Annotated in this window: 14 protein-coding genes; 4 read left to right on the top strand and 10 right to left on the bottom strand. The window is 71.0% G+C overall.

From position 1 onward, the window contains the following. Positions 1 to 21: 21 nt before the first annotated feature. The 3 genes from ACQ143_RS00520 to ACQ143_RS00510 are packed head-to-tail and all read right to left on the bottom strand — an operon-like array spanning position 22 to position 3,031. The gene (locus tag ACQ143_RS00520; protein WP_449568771.1) at positions 22 to 1,359 is read right to left on the bottom strand and encodes a class II 3-deoxy-7-phosphoheptulonate synthase; all 1,338 of its coding nucleotides are present in this window, start codon (positions 1,357 to 1,359) and stop codon (positions 22 to 24) included. A gap of 50 nt (positions 1,360 to 1,409) precedes the next feature. After that, complete coding sequence (locus tag ACQ143_RS00515) at positions 1,410 to 2,093, bottom strand: lysophospholipid acyltransferase family protein (protein WP_449568770.1); 684 nt, start codon at positions 2,091 to 2,093, stop codon at positions 1,410 to 1,412. Between the two features lie 2 nt (positions 2,094 to 2,095). After that, a complete protein-coding gene (locus tag ACQ143_RS00510; protein WP_449568769.1) occupies positions 2,096 to 3,031 on the bottom strand; it encodes an ROK family glucokinase in 936 nt (311 codons plus the stop codon). A 223-nt stretch (positions 3,032 to 3,254) separates the two neighbouring features. On the opposite strand from ACQ143_RS00510, the gene ACQ143_RS00505 reads away from it, so the two are divergent. Further along, positions 3,255 to 5,093 (top strand): AMP-dependent synthetase/ligase, encoded by a 1,839-nt coding sequence (locus ACQ143_RS00505; protein ID WP_449568768.1) that lies wholly within the window; start codon positions 3,255 to 3,257, stop codon positions 5,091 to 5,093. A gap of 61 nt (positions 5,094 to 5,154) precedes the next feature. Here ACQ143_RS00505 and ACQ143_RS00500 read toward each other — a convergent pair whose 3' ends face one another. The 3 genes from ACQ143_RS00500 to ACQ143_RS00490 are packed head-to-tail and all read right to left on the bottom strand — an operon-like array spanning position 5,155 to position 10,524. After that, on the bottom strand, positions 5,155 to 5,643 hold the full coding sequence (locus ACQ143_RS00500) for a peptide deformylase (protein WP_449568767.1): 489 nt from the start codon (positions 5,641 to 5,643) through the stop codon (positions 5,155 to 5,157). Continuing rightward, a complete protein-coding gene (locus tag ACQ143_RS00495; RefSeq protein ID WP_449568766.1) occupies positions 5,643 to 7,070 on the bottom strand; it encodes a MinD/ParA family ATP-binding protein in 1,428 nt (475 codons plus the stop codon). The genes ACQ143_RS00500 and ACQ143_RS00495 overlap by 1 nt, the downstream gene beginning before the upstream one ends. 46 nt (positions 7,071 to 7,116) lie before the next feature. Then, a complete protein-coding gene (locus tag ACQ143_RS00490; RefSeq protein WP_449568765.1) occupies positions 7,117 to 10,524 on the bottom strand; it encodes a pyruvate carboxylase in 3,408 nt (1,135 codons plus the stop codon). A 93-nt stretch (positions 10,525 to 10,617) separates the two neighbouring features. On the opposite strand from ACQ143_RS00490, the gene ACQ143_RS00485 reads away from it, so the two are divergent. Continuing rightward, positions 10,618 to 11,427 (top strand): ParA family protein, encoded by an 810-nt coding sequence (locus tag ACQ143_RS00485; RefSeq protein WP_449568764.1) that lies wholly within the window; start codon positions 10,618 to 10,620, stop codon positions 11,425 to 11,427. Between the two features lie 51 nt (positions 11,428 to 11,478). Here the strand turns inward: ACQ143_RS00485 and ACQ143_RS00480 are convergent, their stop codons facing one another. From ACQ143_RS00480 to ACQ143_RS00470, 3 genes are all read right to left on the bottom strand, one after another. Then, entirely contained in the window at positions 11,479 to 12,036 is a 558-nt protein-coding gene (locus ACQ143_RS00480; protein WP_449568763.1) for a MerR family transcriptional regulator, read from the bottom strand. Between the two features lie 100 nt (positions 12,037 to 12,136). Further along, on the bottom strand, positions 12,137 to 12,817 hold the full coding sequence (gene ftsR, locus ACQ143_RS00475; protein WP_449568762.1) for a transcriptional regulator FtsR: 681 nt from the start codon (positions 12,815 to 12,817) through the stop codon (positions 12,137 to 12,139). Beyond that, a complete protein-coding gene (locus tag ACQ143_RS00470) occupies positions 12,814 to 13,305 on the bottom strand; it encodes an FHA domain-containing protein (RefSeq protein ID WP_449568761.1) in 492 nt (163 codons plus the stop codon). The genes ftsR and ACQ143_RS00470 overlap by 4 nt, the downstream gene beginning before the upstream one ends. A 172-nt stretch (positions 13,306 to 13,477) precedes the next feature. Here ACQ143_RS00470 and ACQ143_RS00465 point away from each other — a divergent pair, with 172 nt between their 5' ends. Then, a complete protein-coding gene (locus tag ACQ143_RS00465) occupies positions 13,478 to 13,825 on the top strand; it encodes a hypothetical protein (protein ID WP_449568760.1) in 348 nt (115 codons plus the stop codon). 11 nt (positions 13,826 to 13,836) lie between these two features. Here ACQ143_RS00465 and ACQ143_RS00460 read toward each other — a convergent pair whose 3' ends face one another. Next, positions 13,837 to 14,328, bottom strand: a complete 492-nt coding sequence (locus ACQ143_RS00460) for a four-helix bundle copper-binding protein (protein ID WP_449568759.1) — start codon at positions 14,326 to 14,328, stop codon at positions 13,837 to 13,839. A gap of 23 nt (positions 14,329 to 14,351) precedes the next feature. On the opposite strand from ACQ143_RS00460, the gene ACQ143_RS00455 reads away from it, so the two are divergent. Continuing rightward, positions 14,352 to 14,906 (top strand): copper resistance CopC family protein, encoded by a 555-nt coding sequence (locus tag ACQ143_RS00455; RefSeq protein WP_449568758.1) that lies wholly within the window; start codon positions 14,352 to 14,354, stop codon positions 14,904 to 14,906. The last annotated feature ends 8 nt before the right edge of the window (positions 14,907 to 14,914 follow it).

Here is a 14,914-nt window from a genome sequence, read left to right as displayed (position 1 = left end):
GCATCCACGCGCCGAGTGGGCTCAGAGCTTCTCGAGCTCCTCCGCCACCAGGAACGCCAGCTCCAGCGACTGCATGTGGTTCAGGCGCGGGTCGCACAGCGACTCGTAGCGGGTCGCGAGGGTGTCCTCGTCGATCTGCTCCGAACCGCCCAGGCACTCGGTGACGTCGTCGCCGGTGAGCTCCACGTGGATGCCGCCTGGGAACGTGCCGACGGCGCGGTGCGCCTCGAAGAAGCCGCGCACCTCGTCGACGACGTCGTCGAAGCGGCGGGTCTTGTACCCGGTGGGCGTCGTGATGCCGTTGCCGTGCATGGGGTCGGTGACCCACAGCGGCGTCGCACCCGAGTCCTTGACGGCCTGCAGCAGCGGCGGCAGCGCGTCGCGGATCTTGCCGGCGCCCATGCGGGTGATGAACGTCAGGCGGCCCGGCTCGCGCTCGGGGTCGAGCTTGTCGATGAGCGCGAGGGCGGTCTCGGGGGTCGTGGTCGGACCCAGCTTCACGCCGATGGGGTTGCGGATGCGTGAGAAGTAGTCGACGTGCGCGCCGTCGAGGTCGCGGGTGCGCTCCCCGATCCACAGGAAGTGGGCCGACGTGTTGTACGGGGTGTTCGTGCGCGAGTCGATGCGTGTCATGGGGCGCTCGTAGTCCATGAGCAGGCCCTCGTGGCCGGTGTAGAACTCGACGCGCTTGAGCTCGTCGAAGTCGGCGCCGGCGGCCTCCATGAACTTGATGGCCCGGTCGATCTCGGTCGCCAGGCGCTCGTACTGCTGGTTGGCGGGGTTCTTGGCGAAGCCCTTGTTCCAGGAGTGCACCTCGCGGAGGTCGGCGAACCCGCCCTGCGTGAACGCGCGGATGAGGTTGATGGTCGACGCGGCGGTGTGGTAGCCCTTCAGCAGCCGCTGCGGGTCGGCCTGACGCGACCCCTCGGTGAAGTCGTAGCCGTTGACGATGTCGCCGCGGTAGGCCGGCAGCGTGACGTCGCCACGGGTCTCGGTGTCGCTCGAGCGCGGCTTGGCGAACTGGCCCGCCATGCGGCCCATCTTCACGACGGGCATCGAGGCGCCGTAGGTGAGCACGACCGCCATCTGCAGCACCGTCTTGATGCGGTTGCGGATCTGCTCGGCGGTGGCACCGGCGAAGGTCTCGGCGCAGTCGCCGCCCTGCAGCAGGAACGCCTTGCCGCTCGCGGCCCGTGCGAGCCGGTCGCGGAGGTTGTCGACCTCACCGGCGAAGACGAGCGGCGGGAGGGTCGCGATGTCGGCGGACACCGCCGCGACGGCGTCGGGATCGGGCCACGTGGGCTGCTGCTTGATCTCGAGCGCGCGCCAGTGATCGAGGTCATCGTGCAAGGAGGGCATCACCCAAGTCTAGCCAGGCCCGGCACCACCCCAGCGCCGTGTGACGGGGCTCAGGCCGGGGGCCGGCGGTCCTTCACGGTCGAGGCGTACACGTCGTCGTACTCCTGCCCGCCGAGGCGCTGCAGGGCGACCATGATCTCGTCGGTGACCGACCGCAGCACGTATCGGTCGGACTCCATGCCCTGGAAGCGCGTGAAGTCGAGCGGTTCGCCGATGATCATCCCGACCCGGCCGATGCGGGGCACGGCGCGACCGATCGGCATGACCGTGCCGGTGTCCACCATCACGACGGGGATGACCGGCACCCGTGCCTCCAGCGCCATGCGCGCCAGGCCTGTGCGGCCACGGTAGAGCTTGCCGTCGGGGCTGCGGGTGCCCTCGGGGTAGATGCCCAGCAGGTTGCCGCCGCCGAGCACCTGCAGACCGGTGTTGAGCGAATCCTCCGACGCCTTGCCGCCGGTGCGGTCGATCGGGATCTGCCCGGTCGCCTTCATGAACATGCGCGTGGCCCAGCCGGACAGGCCCTTGCCGGTGAAGTAGTCGCTCTTGGCCAGGAACGACATCGGCCGGTCGATCATCAGCGGCAGGAAGATCGAGTCGCTCACCGACAGGTGGTTGCTCGCGAGGATCGCGGCTCCGGATGCCGGGATGTTGGTGCGGCCCACGATCCATGGCCGGAAGATCGCCTTGACGATCGGCCCGATGACCACGTACTTCATGAACCAGTAGAACATCGTCAGCCTCGGATGCGCGCCAGGTCGGCGACGCCGATGAGGCCCGCGTCGTTGCCGAGGGTGGCGATGGCGAAGGATGCCACGGGTCGCTCGCCGTGGCCCGGGAGCGCGGTCGCGTACGCGGCCTTCACGGGGTCCAGAAGCCGGTCGCCCAGACTCGCGACACCCCCGCCGATGACGAACAGGTCGGGGTCGAGGACCGCCTGGAACTCGCCGCACGCCTCACCGAGCGCGGTCGCGACCCGGCTGATGGCCTCGAGGGCACCGGCATCCCCCGCCGCGACCAGGCGCTCCATCTCGGCACCGGGGATGATGCCGTCGGCGTTGCGCGCAGCGGCCAGGGCCGCGCCGATGCCGCCGGCGTCGGCGATCTCGCTCGCCTCGCGCTGCAGAGCCCGCCCGGACGCGTACTGCTCGAGGCAGCCCCGCTGGCCGCAGCCGCACGGGCGGCCGTCGCGGATGAAGCGGATGTGGCCCAGTTCAGCGCCGATGCCGTGGCCGCCGATGAGCAGCTCGCCGCCGATGATGACCGCTCCCCCGACGCCGGTCCCGAGCGTGAGCATCGTCATGTTGGCGCTGCCCTGCCCGGCCCCGAACCGGTACTCTCCCCAGCCCGCGGCGTTGGCGTCGTTCTCGAGGGTGACCGGGCGGCCGATGCGCTGCTCCAGCTCGGCGCGCAGCGGCTCGTCGCGCCAGTCGATGTTCGGCGCGTGGATGATCACCGAACGCGTCTGGTCGATGAAGCCGGCCGCGGCGACCCCGACGGCGTGGATCTCGTGCCGCTCGGCGAGGGCGCGGACCATCTCCGCGACCGCATCCGCGAGCGCCGCCGGGTCGGTCGGGGTCTTCACCCGGAGCCGCTCGATGATGGTGCCGTCCTCTGCCACGACGCCACCGGCGATCTTGGTTCCGCCGATGTCGATGCCGACGTTGCGCACGGCGCTCCTCTCCGCCGCAGCCGGAGGCGCGACAACCCTGAAGTCTAGTGCGCCGCACACGAGCCCGCAGGCGCGCACGTCATCGGCGCGCGACATCGGGCGTCACGGCGTGAATGCCTCCCCTGAGGCTGGACCGCAACCGGAACCGGGCATCCGGGCGGTTAGACTCGTGGCAACCCGAAAGCCACCTGGCCACCACCGGTACCAAAGGAGTTGCCGCCACATGAGCGCCGTTCAATTCGAAGTCCCCGCGATCGTGCCCGCCGACCCGCAGGCCGGCGTCGCCGACCTGCTCGTCGAGCGCGTCAAGAGCACGCCGTCGCTCGCGCTGTTCGCGGTGCCCGACGGTGACGGATGGCGCGACATCACCGCTGCCCAGTTCGAGCGCGAGGTCATCGCGCTGGCCAAGGGCTTCGCCGCCGCCGGCATCCAGCCCGGCGAGAAGGTCGGCTTCATCGCCCGCACCACATATGAGTGGACGCTGGTCGACTTCGCGCTGTTCTACGCCGGCGCGGTCATGGTGCCGATCTACGAGACCAGCTCCCCCGCCCAGATCAGCTGGATCCTCTCGGACTCGGGTGCGATCGCCGTGGTGGCCGAGTCGGCCGAGCACGCCGCGCGCATCACCGAGATCCGCGACGGGACGCCGCTGGTGCGCGAGGTGTGGACGATGGCGTCCGGCGACCTCGACGCGCTGCGGGAGAAGGGTGCCGAGGTGGCCGACGAGGAGATCGTCCGCCGGCGTCAGATCGCGGTGGGCTCGGACATCGCCACCCTCATCTACACGTCCGGCTCGACCGGCCGACCCAAGGGCTGCGTGCTCACCCACAGCAACTTCGTCGAGCTGTCGCGCAACTCGGCCAAGGCGCTCGACGAGGTCGTGCAGGCGCCCGGCGGCGCCTCGACCCTGCTGTTCATCACCACCGCGCACGTGTTCGCACGGTTCATCTCGATTCTGAACATCCACGCGGGCGTCAAGACCGGCCACCAGCCGGACACGAAGAACCTGCTGCCGGCGCTGGGCTCGTTCAAGCCCACCTACCTGCTGGCCGTGCCGCGTGTGTTCGAGAAGGTCTACAACTCGGCCGAGCAGAAGGCCGAGGCCGGCGGCAAGGGCAAGATCTTCCGCGCCGCCGCGGCCGCCGCCGTCGAGCACTCGCAGCTGCGCGAAGAGGGCAAGAAGGTGCCGCTGGGCCTGAAGATCAAGTTCGCGCTGTTCGACAAGCTGGTCTTCGCGAAGCTGCGCGAGGCCATGGGCGGCCGGGTGTCCTACGCCGTGTCGGGCTCGGCGCCGCTGGGCCCGCGCCTGGGGCACTTCTTCCACAGCCTGGGTGTCACGATCCTCGAGGGCTACGGCCTGACCGAGACGACGGCGCCGGCGACGGTGAACCTGGCCACCAAGTCGAAGATCGGCACCGTCGGGCCCGCGCTGCCGGGTGTCGGCATCCGCCTGGCCGAGGACGGCGAGGTCGAGGTGCGCGGCATCAACGTGTTCAAGGAGTACTGGCAGAACCCGGAGGCGACCGCCGAGGCGTTCGACGGCGACTGGTTCCGCACCGGTGACCTCGGCTCGTTCGACAGCGAAGGCTTCCTCACGATCACCGGCCGCAAGAAGGAGATCATCGTCACCGCCGGCGGCAAGAACGTGGCCCCGGCCGCGCTCGAGGACCCGATCCGCGCCAACCCGGTCGTGGGTCAGGTCGTCGTCGTCGGCGACCAGAAGCCGTTCATCGCGGCGCTGATCACGCTCGACTCCGAGATGCTGCCGACCTGGCTGGCCAACAACGGCCTGCCGGCCGACATGTCGCTGGCCGACGCGGCGAAGAACGAGGCGGTGCGCGCCGAGGTGCAGCGCGCGATCGACCGTGCGAACAAGAACGTGTCGCGCGCCGAGTCGATCCGCAAGTTCACGATCCTCGACTCGGAGTGGACGGAGGCCAGCGGCCACCTCACCCCGAAGCTGTCGATCAAGCGCAACGTGATCCTCGAGGACTTCGCGGACGAGATCGACGAGATCTACAACGTCGGCGTGAACACGACCAACGTGCCGCTGGGCGGCTGACCCGGCAGGTGTGCAGAAGCCTCGGCCCGCTCAGCGGGTCGAGGCTTCTTCGTTGCGAAGGTCAGAACCAGTCGCTCTCGCGCACCTCGCGCATCGCGACCTTGCGGTCTTCGGCGCTCAGCCGCGACAGGTACAGCTTTCCGTCGAGGTGGTCGCACTCGTGCTGCAGGGCCTGGGCCAGCAGCCCGTCGCCCTCAAGCACGATCTCGTTGCCGTCGAGGTCGATGCCGGTGACCTTGGCGTGCGGGTGCCGGAGGGCGTCATGCCAGAGCCCCGGCACCGACAGGCACCCCTCCCCGACCGGCTCGGGGTCGCCCGAGACCTCGAGCACCGGGTTCAGCACGTAGCCGATGTCGCCGTCGATGTTGTAGCTGAACGCGCGCTGCCCGACACCGATCTGCGGCGCGGCCACGCCCGCCCGCCCGGGCGGGGTCACCGTGTCCAGGAGATCCTGCACCAGGGCGCGCACGCCGTCGTCGATCACGTCGATCGGCGCGCACACGGCGCGCAGCACCGGGTCGCCGAACAGCCGGATCTGCCGGACGGCCATCAGGCGGCGACCTGGGCGCGCAGTCCCTCGACGACCACCGCGGCCAGCTCCCGGGCCGCGAGGCGGGTCGCCGGCTGCAGGTCCTTGAAGGCGATCGAACTGCCGGCCGCGATGTGCGGGTCGTACGGCATCCGCACGACGGCGCGCACGCGGCTGCGGAAGTGCGCCTCGAGCTCGTCGGCGCGCACGAGGGCGCTGCCGGGCCGCGAGGTGTTGAGCACGACGACGGCGCCGCGCACCTGCTCGGCGTAGCCGTTGGTCTCCAGCCACGTCAGCGTCTCGGCGGCCAGGCGTGCTTCGTCGACGCTGAGCCCGGCGACGATGACCATCTGGTCGGACAGCTCGAGGGTGGCCTCCATCACCGAGTGGACGATGCCGGTGCCGGTGTCGGTGAGCACGATCGAGTAGTAGTGCGCGGCGACGGCGGCCACGTCGTGGTAGTCGCGGTCGTTGAACGCCTCCGACACGCGCGGGTCGGCGTCGGATGCGACGACGTCCAGGCGTGTCTCGTCCCGGGCCACGACGGTGGACAGGTCATTGAAGCCGGCCACATCGCCGCGCATGCGCACGAGGTCACGGACGGTCTTGCCGCTCGCGCCGCCGATGCGCTCGGCGAGCGTGCCGCGGTCGGGGTTGGCGTCGACGGCGATGACGCGGTCTTCGCGGGCGTCGGCCAGGGCCATGCCCAGCAGCGTCGTGATGGTCGTCTTGCCGACACCGCCCTTGCGGGACAGCACCGGGACGAACCGTGCCCCGCCGCTCAGCGGTGCGGCGATGCGCCGGTCGAGCTCCTTGCGCGCGCGGGCGCGCTTGCCGTCGCCCAGGTTCACGCGGCGCCCGGTGACCGTGTACACGAAGTGCTGCCACGCGCCTTCGGGCTCGGGCCGCACGCGGTGCGAGGGCTCCAGCAGCCGGTCGGCGGTGAGCAGGTCGCTGGTCTCGCGGTCCGCTTCGAACTCGCCCAGGCGACGCGACTGGAGCGCGACCTCCGGGGTGCGCGGGTGCCGCACCCGCTCGACGGCGTGCCGCTCGTCGTCTTCGTGGTGGAACGCCTCGCGCCGGGTCGTGGGCTGTGCCCCGGTGCCGACCACGTCGGCATCCACCACCCCGGCTGTGGACCGCGCGGACTCGGCGAGGGCCGCCTCGGCCGCCTCGTCCTCATCGACTTCCGCCGTGGCGACGACGGGCTCGTCCTCGACGGTCGCGTCTTCGATGGCGGCCGCGGTGCGGGCCGCGTCGGCGGCGGCGAGCGTGACGCCGTCGTCGACGAAATCGTCGTCGTCGGCGCTCAGCGGCGGCAGCGCCACGTTCACCTGGGCGGTCTGGCCGTCGGTGATGCCGAAGGCGGCGGTGTCGATGTTGCCGGTGCTGGCCAGCACACCGTTCTCGGCCTCTTCGGGCGCGTTGTCTTGTCGGTCAGGCGTCACGGATGATCTCTCCACGTCTCACGGGCGGTGGGCCCGACGTTCCAGGTTAGTCGGCGGGCTTGACAACCAGCAAAAGATCTCCGGCCTCGACCGGCGCCGTCTCGGCGATCGCGAGGCGCTCGACGGTGCCGTCGACAGGGGCGGTGATGGCCGCCTCCATCTTCATCGCCTCGATCGAGGCGACCGGCTGACCGGCCTTGACGGTGTCGCCCACATCGACCTTGAGGGTCACCACGCCCGAGAACGGGGCGGCCACCTGACCGGGCTTGGACGTGTCGGCCTTCTCGGCCTGCCGGGTGGTCACTTCGACCGAGCGGTCACGCACGAACACCGGCCGCAGCTGACCGTTGAGGGTGGTCATGACGGTGCGCATGCCCTTGTCGTCGACCTCACCGATGGCCTCGAGACCGAAGAACAGCTGCACGCCGCGCTCGAGCTCGACGACGTGCTCGGCGCCGGGCATCATGCCGTACAGGTAGTCGGCGGTGTCGAGCATGCTGAGGTCGCCGTAGGTCTCGCGCACCTCGCGGAACGCGCGGGTGGGCGCCGGGAACAGCAGCCGGTTGAGCATGTTCCGGCGGGTGCTCGAATCGGCGTCCAGCGCGGCGGACTCGTCGGCCGTCAGCTCGACCTGGCTGAGCTTGACCTCGCGGCCGGCGAGCACCTTCGTGCGGAACGGCTCGGGCCAGCCGCCGGGCAGGTCGCCCAGCTCCCCCGCCATGAAGTTGACGACCGAGTCGGGCACGTCGTACTTGTGCGGGTTGGCCTCGAAGTCGGCCGGGTCGGCCTTGACGGCCGCAAGGTGCAGCGCGAGGTCGCCGACCACCTTCGACGACGGCGTGACCTTCGGCACCCGGCCGAGGATGGCGTCGGCGGCGGCGTACATGTCCTCGATGAGCTCGAAGTCCTCGGCCAGGCCCAGCGCGATCGCCTGCTGCCGCAGGTTCGACAGCTGACCGCCGGGGATCTCGTGGTGGTAGACGCGCCCGGTGGGGCCGGGCAGGCCCGACTCGAACGGCCGGTACAGGTGGCGCACAGCCTCCCAGTACGGCTCGAGGCCGGACACGGCCGCCAGGTCGAGGCCGGTGTCGCGGTCGGTGTGCGACAGCGCGGCCACCAGCGCGGACAGCGAGGGCTGGCTCGTGGTGCCCGACATGGGCGCCGAGGCGGCGTCGACGGCGTCGGCACCTGCGGCGCTCGCGGCCAGCAGCGTGGCCAGCTGACCGCCGGCGGTGTCGTGCGTGTGCACGTGCACGGGCAGGTCGAAGCGCTCGCGCAGCGCGGTCACCAGCGCGGTGGCTGCGGCCGGACGCAGCAGGCCCGCCATGTCCTTGATGGCGAGGATGTGGGCCCCGGCATCCACGATCTGCTCGGCCAGGCGCAGGTAGTAGTCGAGCGTGTAGAGGTCTTCGCGCGGCGAGAGCAGGTCGCCGGTGTAGCAGAGCGCGACCTCGGCGACCGCGGTGCCGGTGTTCAGCACGGCGTCGATCGCCGGCCGCATCTGCCCGACGTCGTTGAGCGCGTCGAAGATGCGGAAGATGTCGATGCCCGAGGTGGCGGCTTCGGCCACGAACGCGTCGGTGACCTGCGTGGGGTACGGGGTGTAGCCGACCGTGTTGCGGCCGCGCAGCAGCATCTGGATTGCGACGTTCGGCAGCGACTCGCGCAACGCGTCCAGGCGCTCCCAGGGGTCTTCGCCGAGGAACCGCAGAGCCACGTCGTAGGTGGCCCCGCCCCACGCCTCGACCGACAGCAGCTGCGGGGTGAGCCGGGCGACGTAGGGCGCGGCGGTGACGAGGTCCTTCGTGCGCACGCGCGTGGCCAGCAGCGACTGGTGGGCGTCGCGGAACGTCGTCTCGGTGACGGCCAGGCCGCGCTGCTCCCGCAGGGCCTTCGCGAATCCGGCCGGGCCCAGCTCGAGCAGGCGTTGGCGCGATCCCGGGACGGGCTCGGCGGTCAGGTCGACGGCGGGCAGCTTGGATGCCGGGGCCACCGACAGCGGGTTCTCGCCATGGGGCCGGTTGACGGTGACATCGGCCAGCCAGGAGACGATCTTGGTGCCGCGGTCCTTCGACTCGCGGCCGGTCACCAGCTCGGGCCGCTCGTCGATGAACGCGGTGCTGAGGTCGCCGGCGATGAACGCCGGGTCGTCGAGCACGCGCTGCAGGAACGGGATGTTGGTGGACACGCCGCGGATGCGGAACTCGGCGAGGGCGCGGCGCGAGCGCTGCACGGCGGAGGCGAAGTCGCGGCCGCGGCAGGTGAGCTTGCTCAGCATGGAGTCGAAGTGCGGGCTGACCTGCGAACCGGCGGCGGTCGTCCCGCCGTCGAGGCGGATGCCGGCACCGCCGGGCGAGCGGTAGGTGGTGATCTTGCCGGTGTCGGGGCGGAAACCCTGTGCCGGGTCCTCGGTGGTGATGCGGCACTGCAGGGCGGCGCCGCGGAGGTGGATGTCCTCCTGTCGCAGGCCCAGCTCCTCGAGGGTCTGACCGGCGGCGATCCGCATCTGTGCCTGGACGAGGTCGACGTCGGTGACCTCCTCGGTCACGGTGTGCTCGACCTGGATGCGCGGGTTCATCTCGATGAAGACGACCTCGCCGGCGCGGGGGCCGGCCGTCTCGAGCAGGAACTCGACGGTGCCGGCGTTCTCGTAGCCGATCGACTGGGCGAAGGCGATCGCGTGCTGGTGCAGGGCGGTGCGCACGTCCGGGTCGAGGTTGGGCGCCGGGGCGATCTCGACGACCTTCTGGTGCCGGCGCTGCACCGAGCAGTCACGCTCGAACAGGTGCACCGTGTGGCCGGTCTTGTCGGCGAGCACTTGCACCTCGACGTGACGCGGACGCTGCACGGCTTGCTCGAGGAAGACGCGTGGGTCGCCGAACGCGCTGCCGGCCTCGCGCATGGCCTCGGCGAGGGCGGGCGGCAGCTGCTCGGGGGTGTCGACGCGCCGCATGCCACGGCCGCCGCCGCCGGCGACGGCCTTGACGAAGATGGGGAAGCCGATGTCGGCGGACTGCGAGACGAGCAGGTCGACGTCGTCGGAGGCCGGGGTGGAGCGCAGGACGGGCACGCCGGCGGCGATCGCGTGCTCCTTGGCGGTGACCTTGTTGCCGGCCATCTCCAGGGCGTGGGCGGGCGGGCCGATGAACGCGATGCCGTTCTCGGCGGCCTTGGCGGCCAGTTCGGGGTTCTCGGACAGGAACCCGTAGCCGGGGTAGATGGCGTCGGCGCCGCACTCGCGGGCGACGCGGATGATCTCGTCGACGTCGAGGTAGGCGCGCACCGGGTGGCCCTGCTCACCGATCTGGTAGGCCTCGTCCGCCTTCAGCCGGTGCAGCGAGTAGCGGTCTTCGTACGGGTAGACAGCGACGGTGCGGGCGCCGAGCTCGAACGCGGCGCGGAATGCACGGATCGCGATCTCACCGCGATTGGCCACCAGGATCTTGCGGAACATCTCACCCCTCGAGGTGCCGGGGCGCCACTACATCGGGTCGCCATGGGCGTGCTGTGTACCCTCACAGCCTAGGGGACGGTAACGTAGAGCCTCGTGCACGTACTCTCCGTCAGCTCGCTGAAGGGTGGCGTCGGCAAGACGACCGTCACCCTCGGGCTCGCCTCCGCGGCGTTCGCCCGTGGCGTGCGGACTCTCGTCGTCGATCTCGACCCGCAGTCCGACGTGTCGACGGGGATGGACATCCAGGTCGCCGGGCGGCTGAACGTCGCCGATGTGCTCGCCAACCCGAAGGAGAAGGTGGTCCGTCAGGCCATCACCGCCAGCGGCTGGGCCAAGGTCCACCCGGGCACCATCGACGTGATGATCGGCAGCCCGTCGGCGATCAACTTCGACGGCCCGCACCCGAGCGTGCGCGACGTCTGGAAGCTCGAGGAGGCGCTGGCCACCATCGAGAGCGAGTACGACCTCGTGCTCATCGACTGCGCCCCCTCGCTGAACGCCCTCACCCGCACCGCGTGGGCCGCCTCCGACCGCGTCGTCGTGGTCACCGAGCCGGGCCTGTTCTCGGTCGCCGCGGCCGACCGCGCGCTGCGCGCGATCGAGGAGATCCGTCGCGGCCTCTCCCCCCGTCTGCAGCCGCTGGGCATCGTGGTCAACCGCGTGCGCCCGCAGTCGATCGAGCACCAGTTCCGCATCAAGGAGCTGCGCGACATGTTCGGTCCGCTGGTGCTGTCGCCGCAGCTGCCCGAGCGCACGTCGTTGCAGCAGGCGCAGGGCGCGGCCAAGCCGCTGCACATCTGGCCGGGAGACTCGGCGCAGGAACTCGCGGCCGATTTCGACTCGCTGCTGGACCGCGTGCTGCGCACCGGTCGGATCGTCACCGCCGGCGAAGCCCGCGCCTGAGACGCCGCGTCACGGTGCCACGGGTGCGCGCGCGGCGGCCGGAACGGTCGGTCAGGCGGTGCGTGCAGCGCGGCGGGCCGCGAGCTCGTCGACGGGATCGGGGATCTGCGGGTCGAAGTCGAGCAGCGTCGACTCGACTTCGTGCAGCACCTTGCCCACGGCGATGCCGAACACGCCCTGGCCGCGGCTGACGAGGTCGATGACCTCGTCGTTCGAGGTGCACAGGTACACCGAGGCGCCGTCGCTCATCAGGGTGGTGCCGGCGAGGTCGCGGATGCCGGCGGCGCGCAGCTGGTCGACCGCGGTGCGGATCTGCTGCAGGGAGATGCCGGTGTCGAGCAGGCGCTTGACGAGCTTGAGCACGAGGATGTCGCGGAACCCGTAGAGGCGCTGCGAGCCGGAGCCGCTGGCCCCGCGCACGGTCGGGACGACCAGCTCGGTGCGGGCCCAGTAGTCGAGCTGACGGTAGGTGATGCCGGCCGCGCGGGCGGCCACGGCGCCGCGGTAGCCGACCTCGTCGTCCATCTGCGGCAGTCCGTCGGTGAACAGCAGTTCGGTGGCGAAATGCGGACCGGGCTGCGGTCCGCTGGGCGCGTCGTGCGCAGTCATGTTCGCCTCCTGCCGTGTTCGGGGTGTTCTCCCACGCTAGATGGTCCGGACGGTCCGGGCAACGACATCCGGCCGTGTCGCGTCAGCGTGTCGTGGTGGGTCAGGGCAGCAGCCGCTCGAGCGCGCCCTGCACGAAGCAGGCCCGCACCTCGTCGAGGCGCCGCACCAGTTCGGGGGCCAGCTCGCCGGCGCGGCCCCGGGAGGCGGCGTCGGTGCGCCGCAGCAGCGGTGCCAGTGCGCTCTCCACAAGGGTGACCTCACGTTCGGCCGCCTGGCGCAGCCCGCGCACGTGCCGCGGCTGGATGCCGTGGGCTTCGAGCGCCACGAGGGCGCGCAGCATCGTGAGCGTGGTCTCGTCGTACGTGTCGGCCGCGACGATGAGCCCGGCGCTGACGGCGTCGTTGAGCAGCGCGGCCGACGCGCCGGCGGTCTTCAGCAGCTCGTCGCGCTTGTAGCGGCGCGCGGCGGGCACGAGCGAGGTCGGGACGGCCGGGACCGCGGCGGCGCCGTTCTCGTCGAGGTACTCGCGGATGCGGGCCAGCGGCAGGTAGTGGTCGCGCTGCAGCGTCAGCGCGACCCGCAGTCGGTTGACGTCGGCGGGCGAGAACTTGCGGTAGCCCGACTCGGTGCGCATGGGCGTGACGATGCCCTGCACTTCGAGGAACCGCAGCTTGCTGCTGGTGAGATTCGGGAATTCGGGGGTGAGCCGGGCCAGAACCTGGCCGATGCTGAGATGACCCGAGGCCGCTGCGCGGCCACGGGCGGAGGCGGCGGGCGTCACGCTCCGGTCACCGCGTCGCGGTCGGTGGGTGCGGCGAAGAAGTTCAGACGGAACTTGCCGATGCGCACTTCGGCGCCGTCGGTGAGGGTGGCGCGGTCGACCCGCTCGCCGTTGACGTACGTGCCGTTGAGCGACCGCTGGTCGACCATCTCGAACACGGTGCCGGTGCGGGTGATCTCGGCGTGCCGACGCGACACGGTCACGTCGTCGAAGAAGATGTCGGCCTCGGGGTGCCGCCCGACGGTGGTCACGTCGGTGTCGAGCAGGTAGCGGGCGCCGGCCGTGGGGCCCGAGCGCACCAGCAGCAATGCGGACCGCGACGGGAGCGCGGCGATCGCCTCACGCTCGACCTCGCTCAGCTCGCTCCCGAACGGGATGAACGACAGGTCGGAGTCATGCCCGAACGTCTGTGTCGTATCGGACGAACGCTGCTGCGCAGCGGCATCGCCTTCGCGTCGAATGTCGCCGGGTCGACTGTTCTCCTCCACCGTGGCCTCCTCCCCTCACACCCTAACGGATCATGCGCTCCGGCAAAGGGTCGGATTCCACCGAATCGGTGTGCGCCGTATTGCGTCGTGTGTCGCCGCAGACGACGTCGGGCCCCACCGCCGCGTAGCCTTTCGGCATCCTCACCCCCCGACCGACCGGAAGGACCCCGTCGTGACCACCCCGCAGAACCGCCTCACGCCCGCACCGGCGCGTCAGGACGCGATCTGCATGTGCGCGCGCGGCGGCGCCTGCTCGTCGTTCGCGCCCGGTCACGCGGTGCACCTCATCCAGGCGCGGCTCGCCTCGGCGACGCCGGCCGAGTGGGTGGATGCCACCGTCTCCGCCCGCGAATCGGACGGCACGCTCGTGCTGCACACCCTCGACGGGGAGCGCATCGAACTGTGGAACGGCGCGGGCGCCGCGCAGGCCGTGCAGGTCGGCGAGCCCGTCGCGCTGCACGCCCGCTACCACGCGCTGTCGGTCGCCGGCCGATTGTTCAACGCGCTGCGGCTCGGCTGACGCCGCGTGGGCTACGCGGCCGCCATGATCGAGTCGCGCATCTTGCTGCAGGCGTCCATGCACGCGCGGCACGCGTCGGCGCACATCTTGCACACCGGGCTCATCTCGGCGTGCGGCATGCACATGTCCATGCAGTTCTGACAGGCCGCGATGCACGCGTCGAGCATCGCTGTCATGGTCGCGGCGGTCATGCCCTGCATGCGCATCATCGTGCGCATCATCGTGTTGCACATGTCGGCGCAGTTCATGCACGCGGGCGCACAGTCCATCATCTGCGTCGAGCACACCACGCAGGCCTGCTCGCACGCGGCGCACGCATCCATGCACTCCTGCATGAGCGCCATGTCCATCTCCGGCATGGGCGCCATCGCCGACTGATCGCCCGACGACATCGACTCGGTCATCGCCTTCATCACCATGGCATCCATTCGTGTCTCCTCTGTCGTGCTCACGGGCCGGATGCCCGTCTTGCCGCCATGGTAGGACTCCGGCCCCGCCGTCACCAGGCGTGGGTACCCTCGATGACGTGACCACCACTGCCACTCCCGCCGCCCGTCGTCCGATGCGCGCGCTGATCGCTGTCCTGCTGGGCCTCGTCCTGGCATCCGTCGCCGCCCCCGCCGTCGCCCACGACGAGCTGATCGGCACCGAGCCGGCCCCCGACGCCACCGTCGCCACGCTGCCCGAGGAGCTGGTGCTCACCTTCAGCGGCGTGCTGCTCGACGACGCCGGCGCGACCGCCGTGGCCGTGGTCGACTCGTCGTGCGCCTCACTGACCGCCGGCGACCCGGTACTCGACGGCACGAAGCTCACCCAGCCGGTCACTCCCGGCGCCGACGGCGTGGTGACCGTGCAGTGGCGGGTGGTCTCCAGCGACGGGCACCCGATCTCGGGCGAGTACGCGTTCACCGTGGGCGAGGGCGGACCGTCCGAACCGTGCGCGGCGCCCGAGCAGGAAGCGGAGTCCGACGGGTTGCCGGTGGGCATCATCGTGACCGTCGTGATCGCCGCGGTGATCGCCGTCGGCGGTGCCCTGGTGGGCGTCACGATCGCGCGCCGGCGCACGCGGAGCGAGGACTAGGCTGGAGG

The organism is Microbacterium pollutisoli (assembly GCF_053586795.1).
The sequence above is the reverse complement of the archived record's forward strand: the minus strand, read 5'-3'. Positions and strand labels throughout refer to the sequence as shown.

What these genes read in the sequence shown, in the direction of transcription:
- ACQ143_RS00520 (WP_449568771.1), bottom strand. Translation starts at nt 1,359, where the DNA reads ATGCCCTCCTTGCACGATGACCTCGATCACTGGCGCGCGCTCGAGATC.
- ACQ143_RS00515 (WP_449568770.1), bottom strand. Translation starts at nt 2,093, where the DNA reads ATGTTCTACTGGTTCATGAAGTACGTGGTCATCGGGCCGATCGTCAAG.
- ACQ143_RS00505 (WP_449568768.1), top strand. Translation starts at nt 3,255, where the DNA reads ATGAGCGCCGTTCAATTCGAAGTCCCCGCGATCGTGCCCGCCGACCCG.
- ACQ143_RS00500 (WP_449568767.1), bottom strand. Translation starts at nt 5,643, where the DNA reads ATGGCCGTCCGGCAGATCCGGCTGTTCGGCGACCCGGTGCTGCGCGCC.
- ACQ143_RS00490 (WP_449568765.1), bottom strand. Translation starts at nt 10,524, where the DNA reads ATGTTCCGCAAGATCCTGGTGGCCAATCGCGGTGAGATCGCGATCCGT.
- ACQ143_RS00480 (WP_449568763.1), bottom strand. Translation starts at nt 12,036, where the DNA reads ATGACTGCGCACGACGCGCCCAGCGGACCGCAGCCCGGTCCGCATTTC.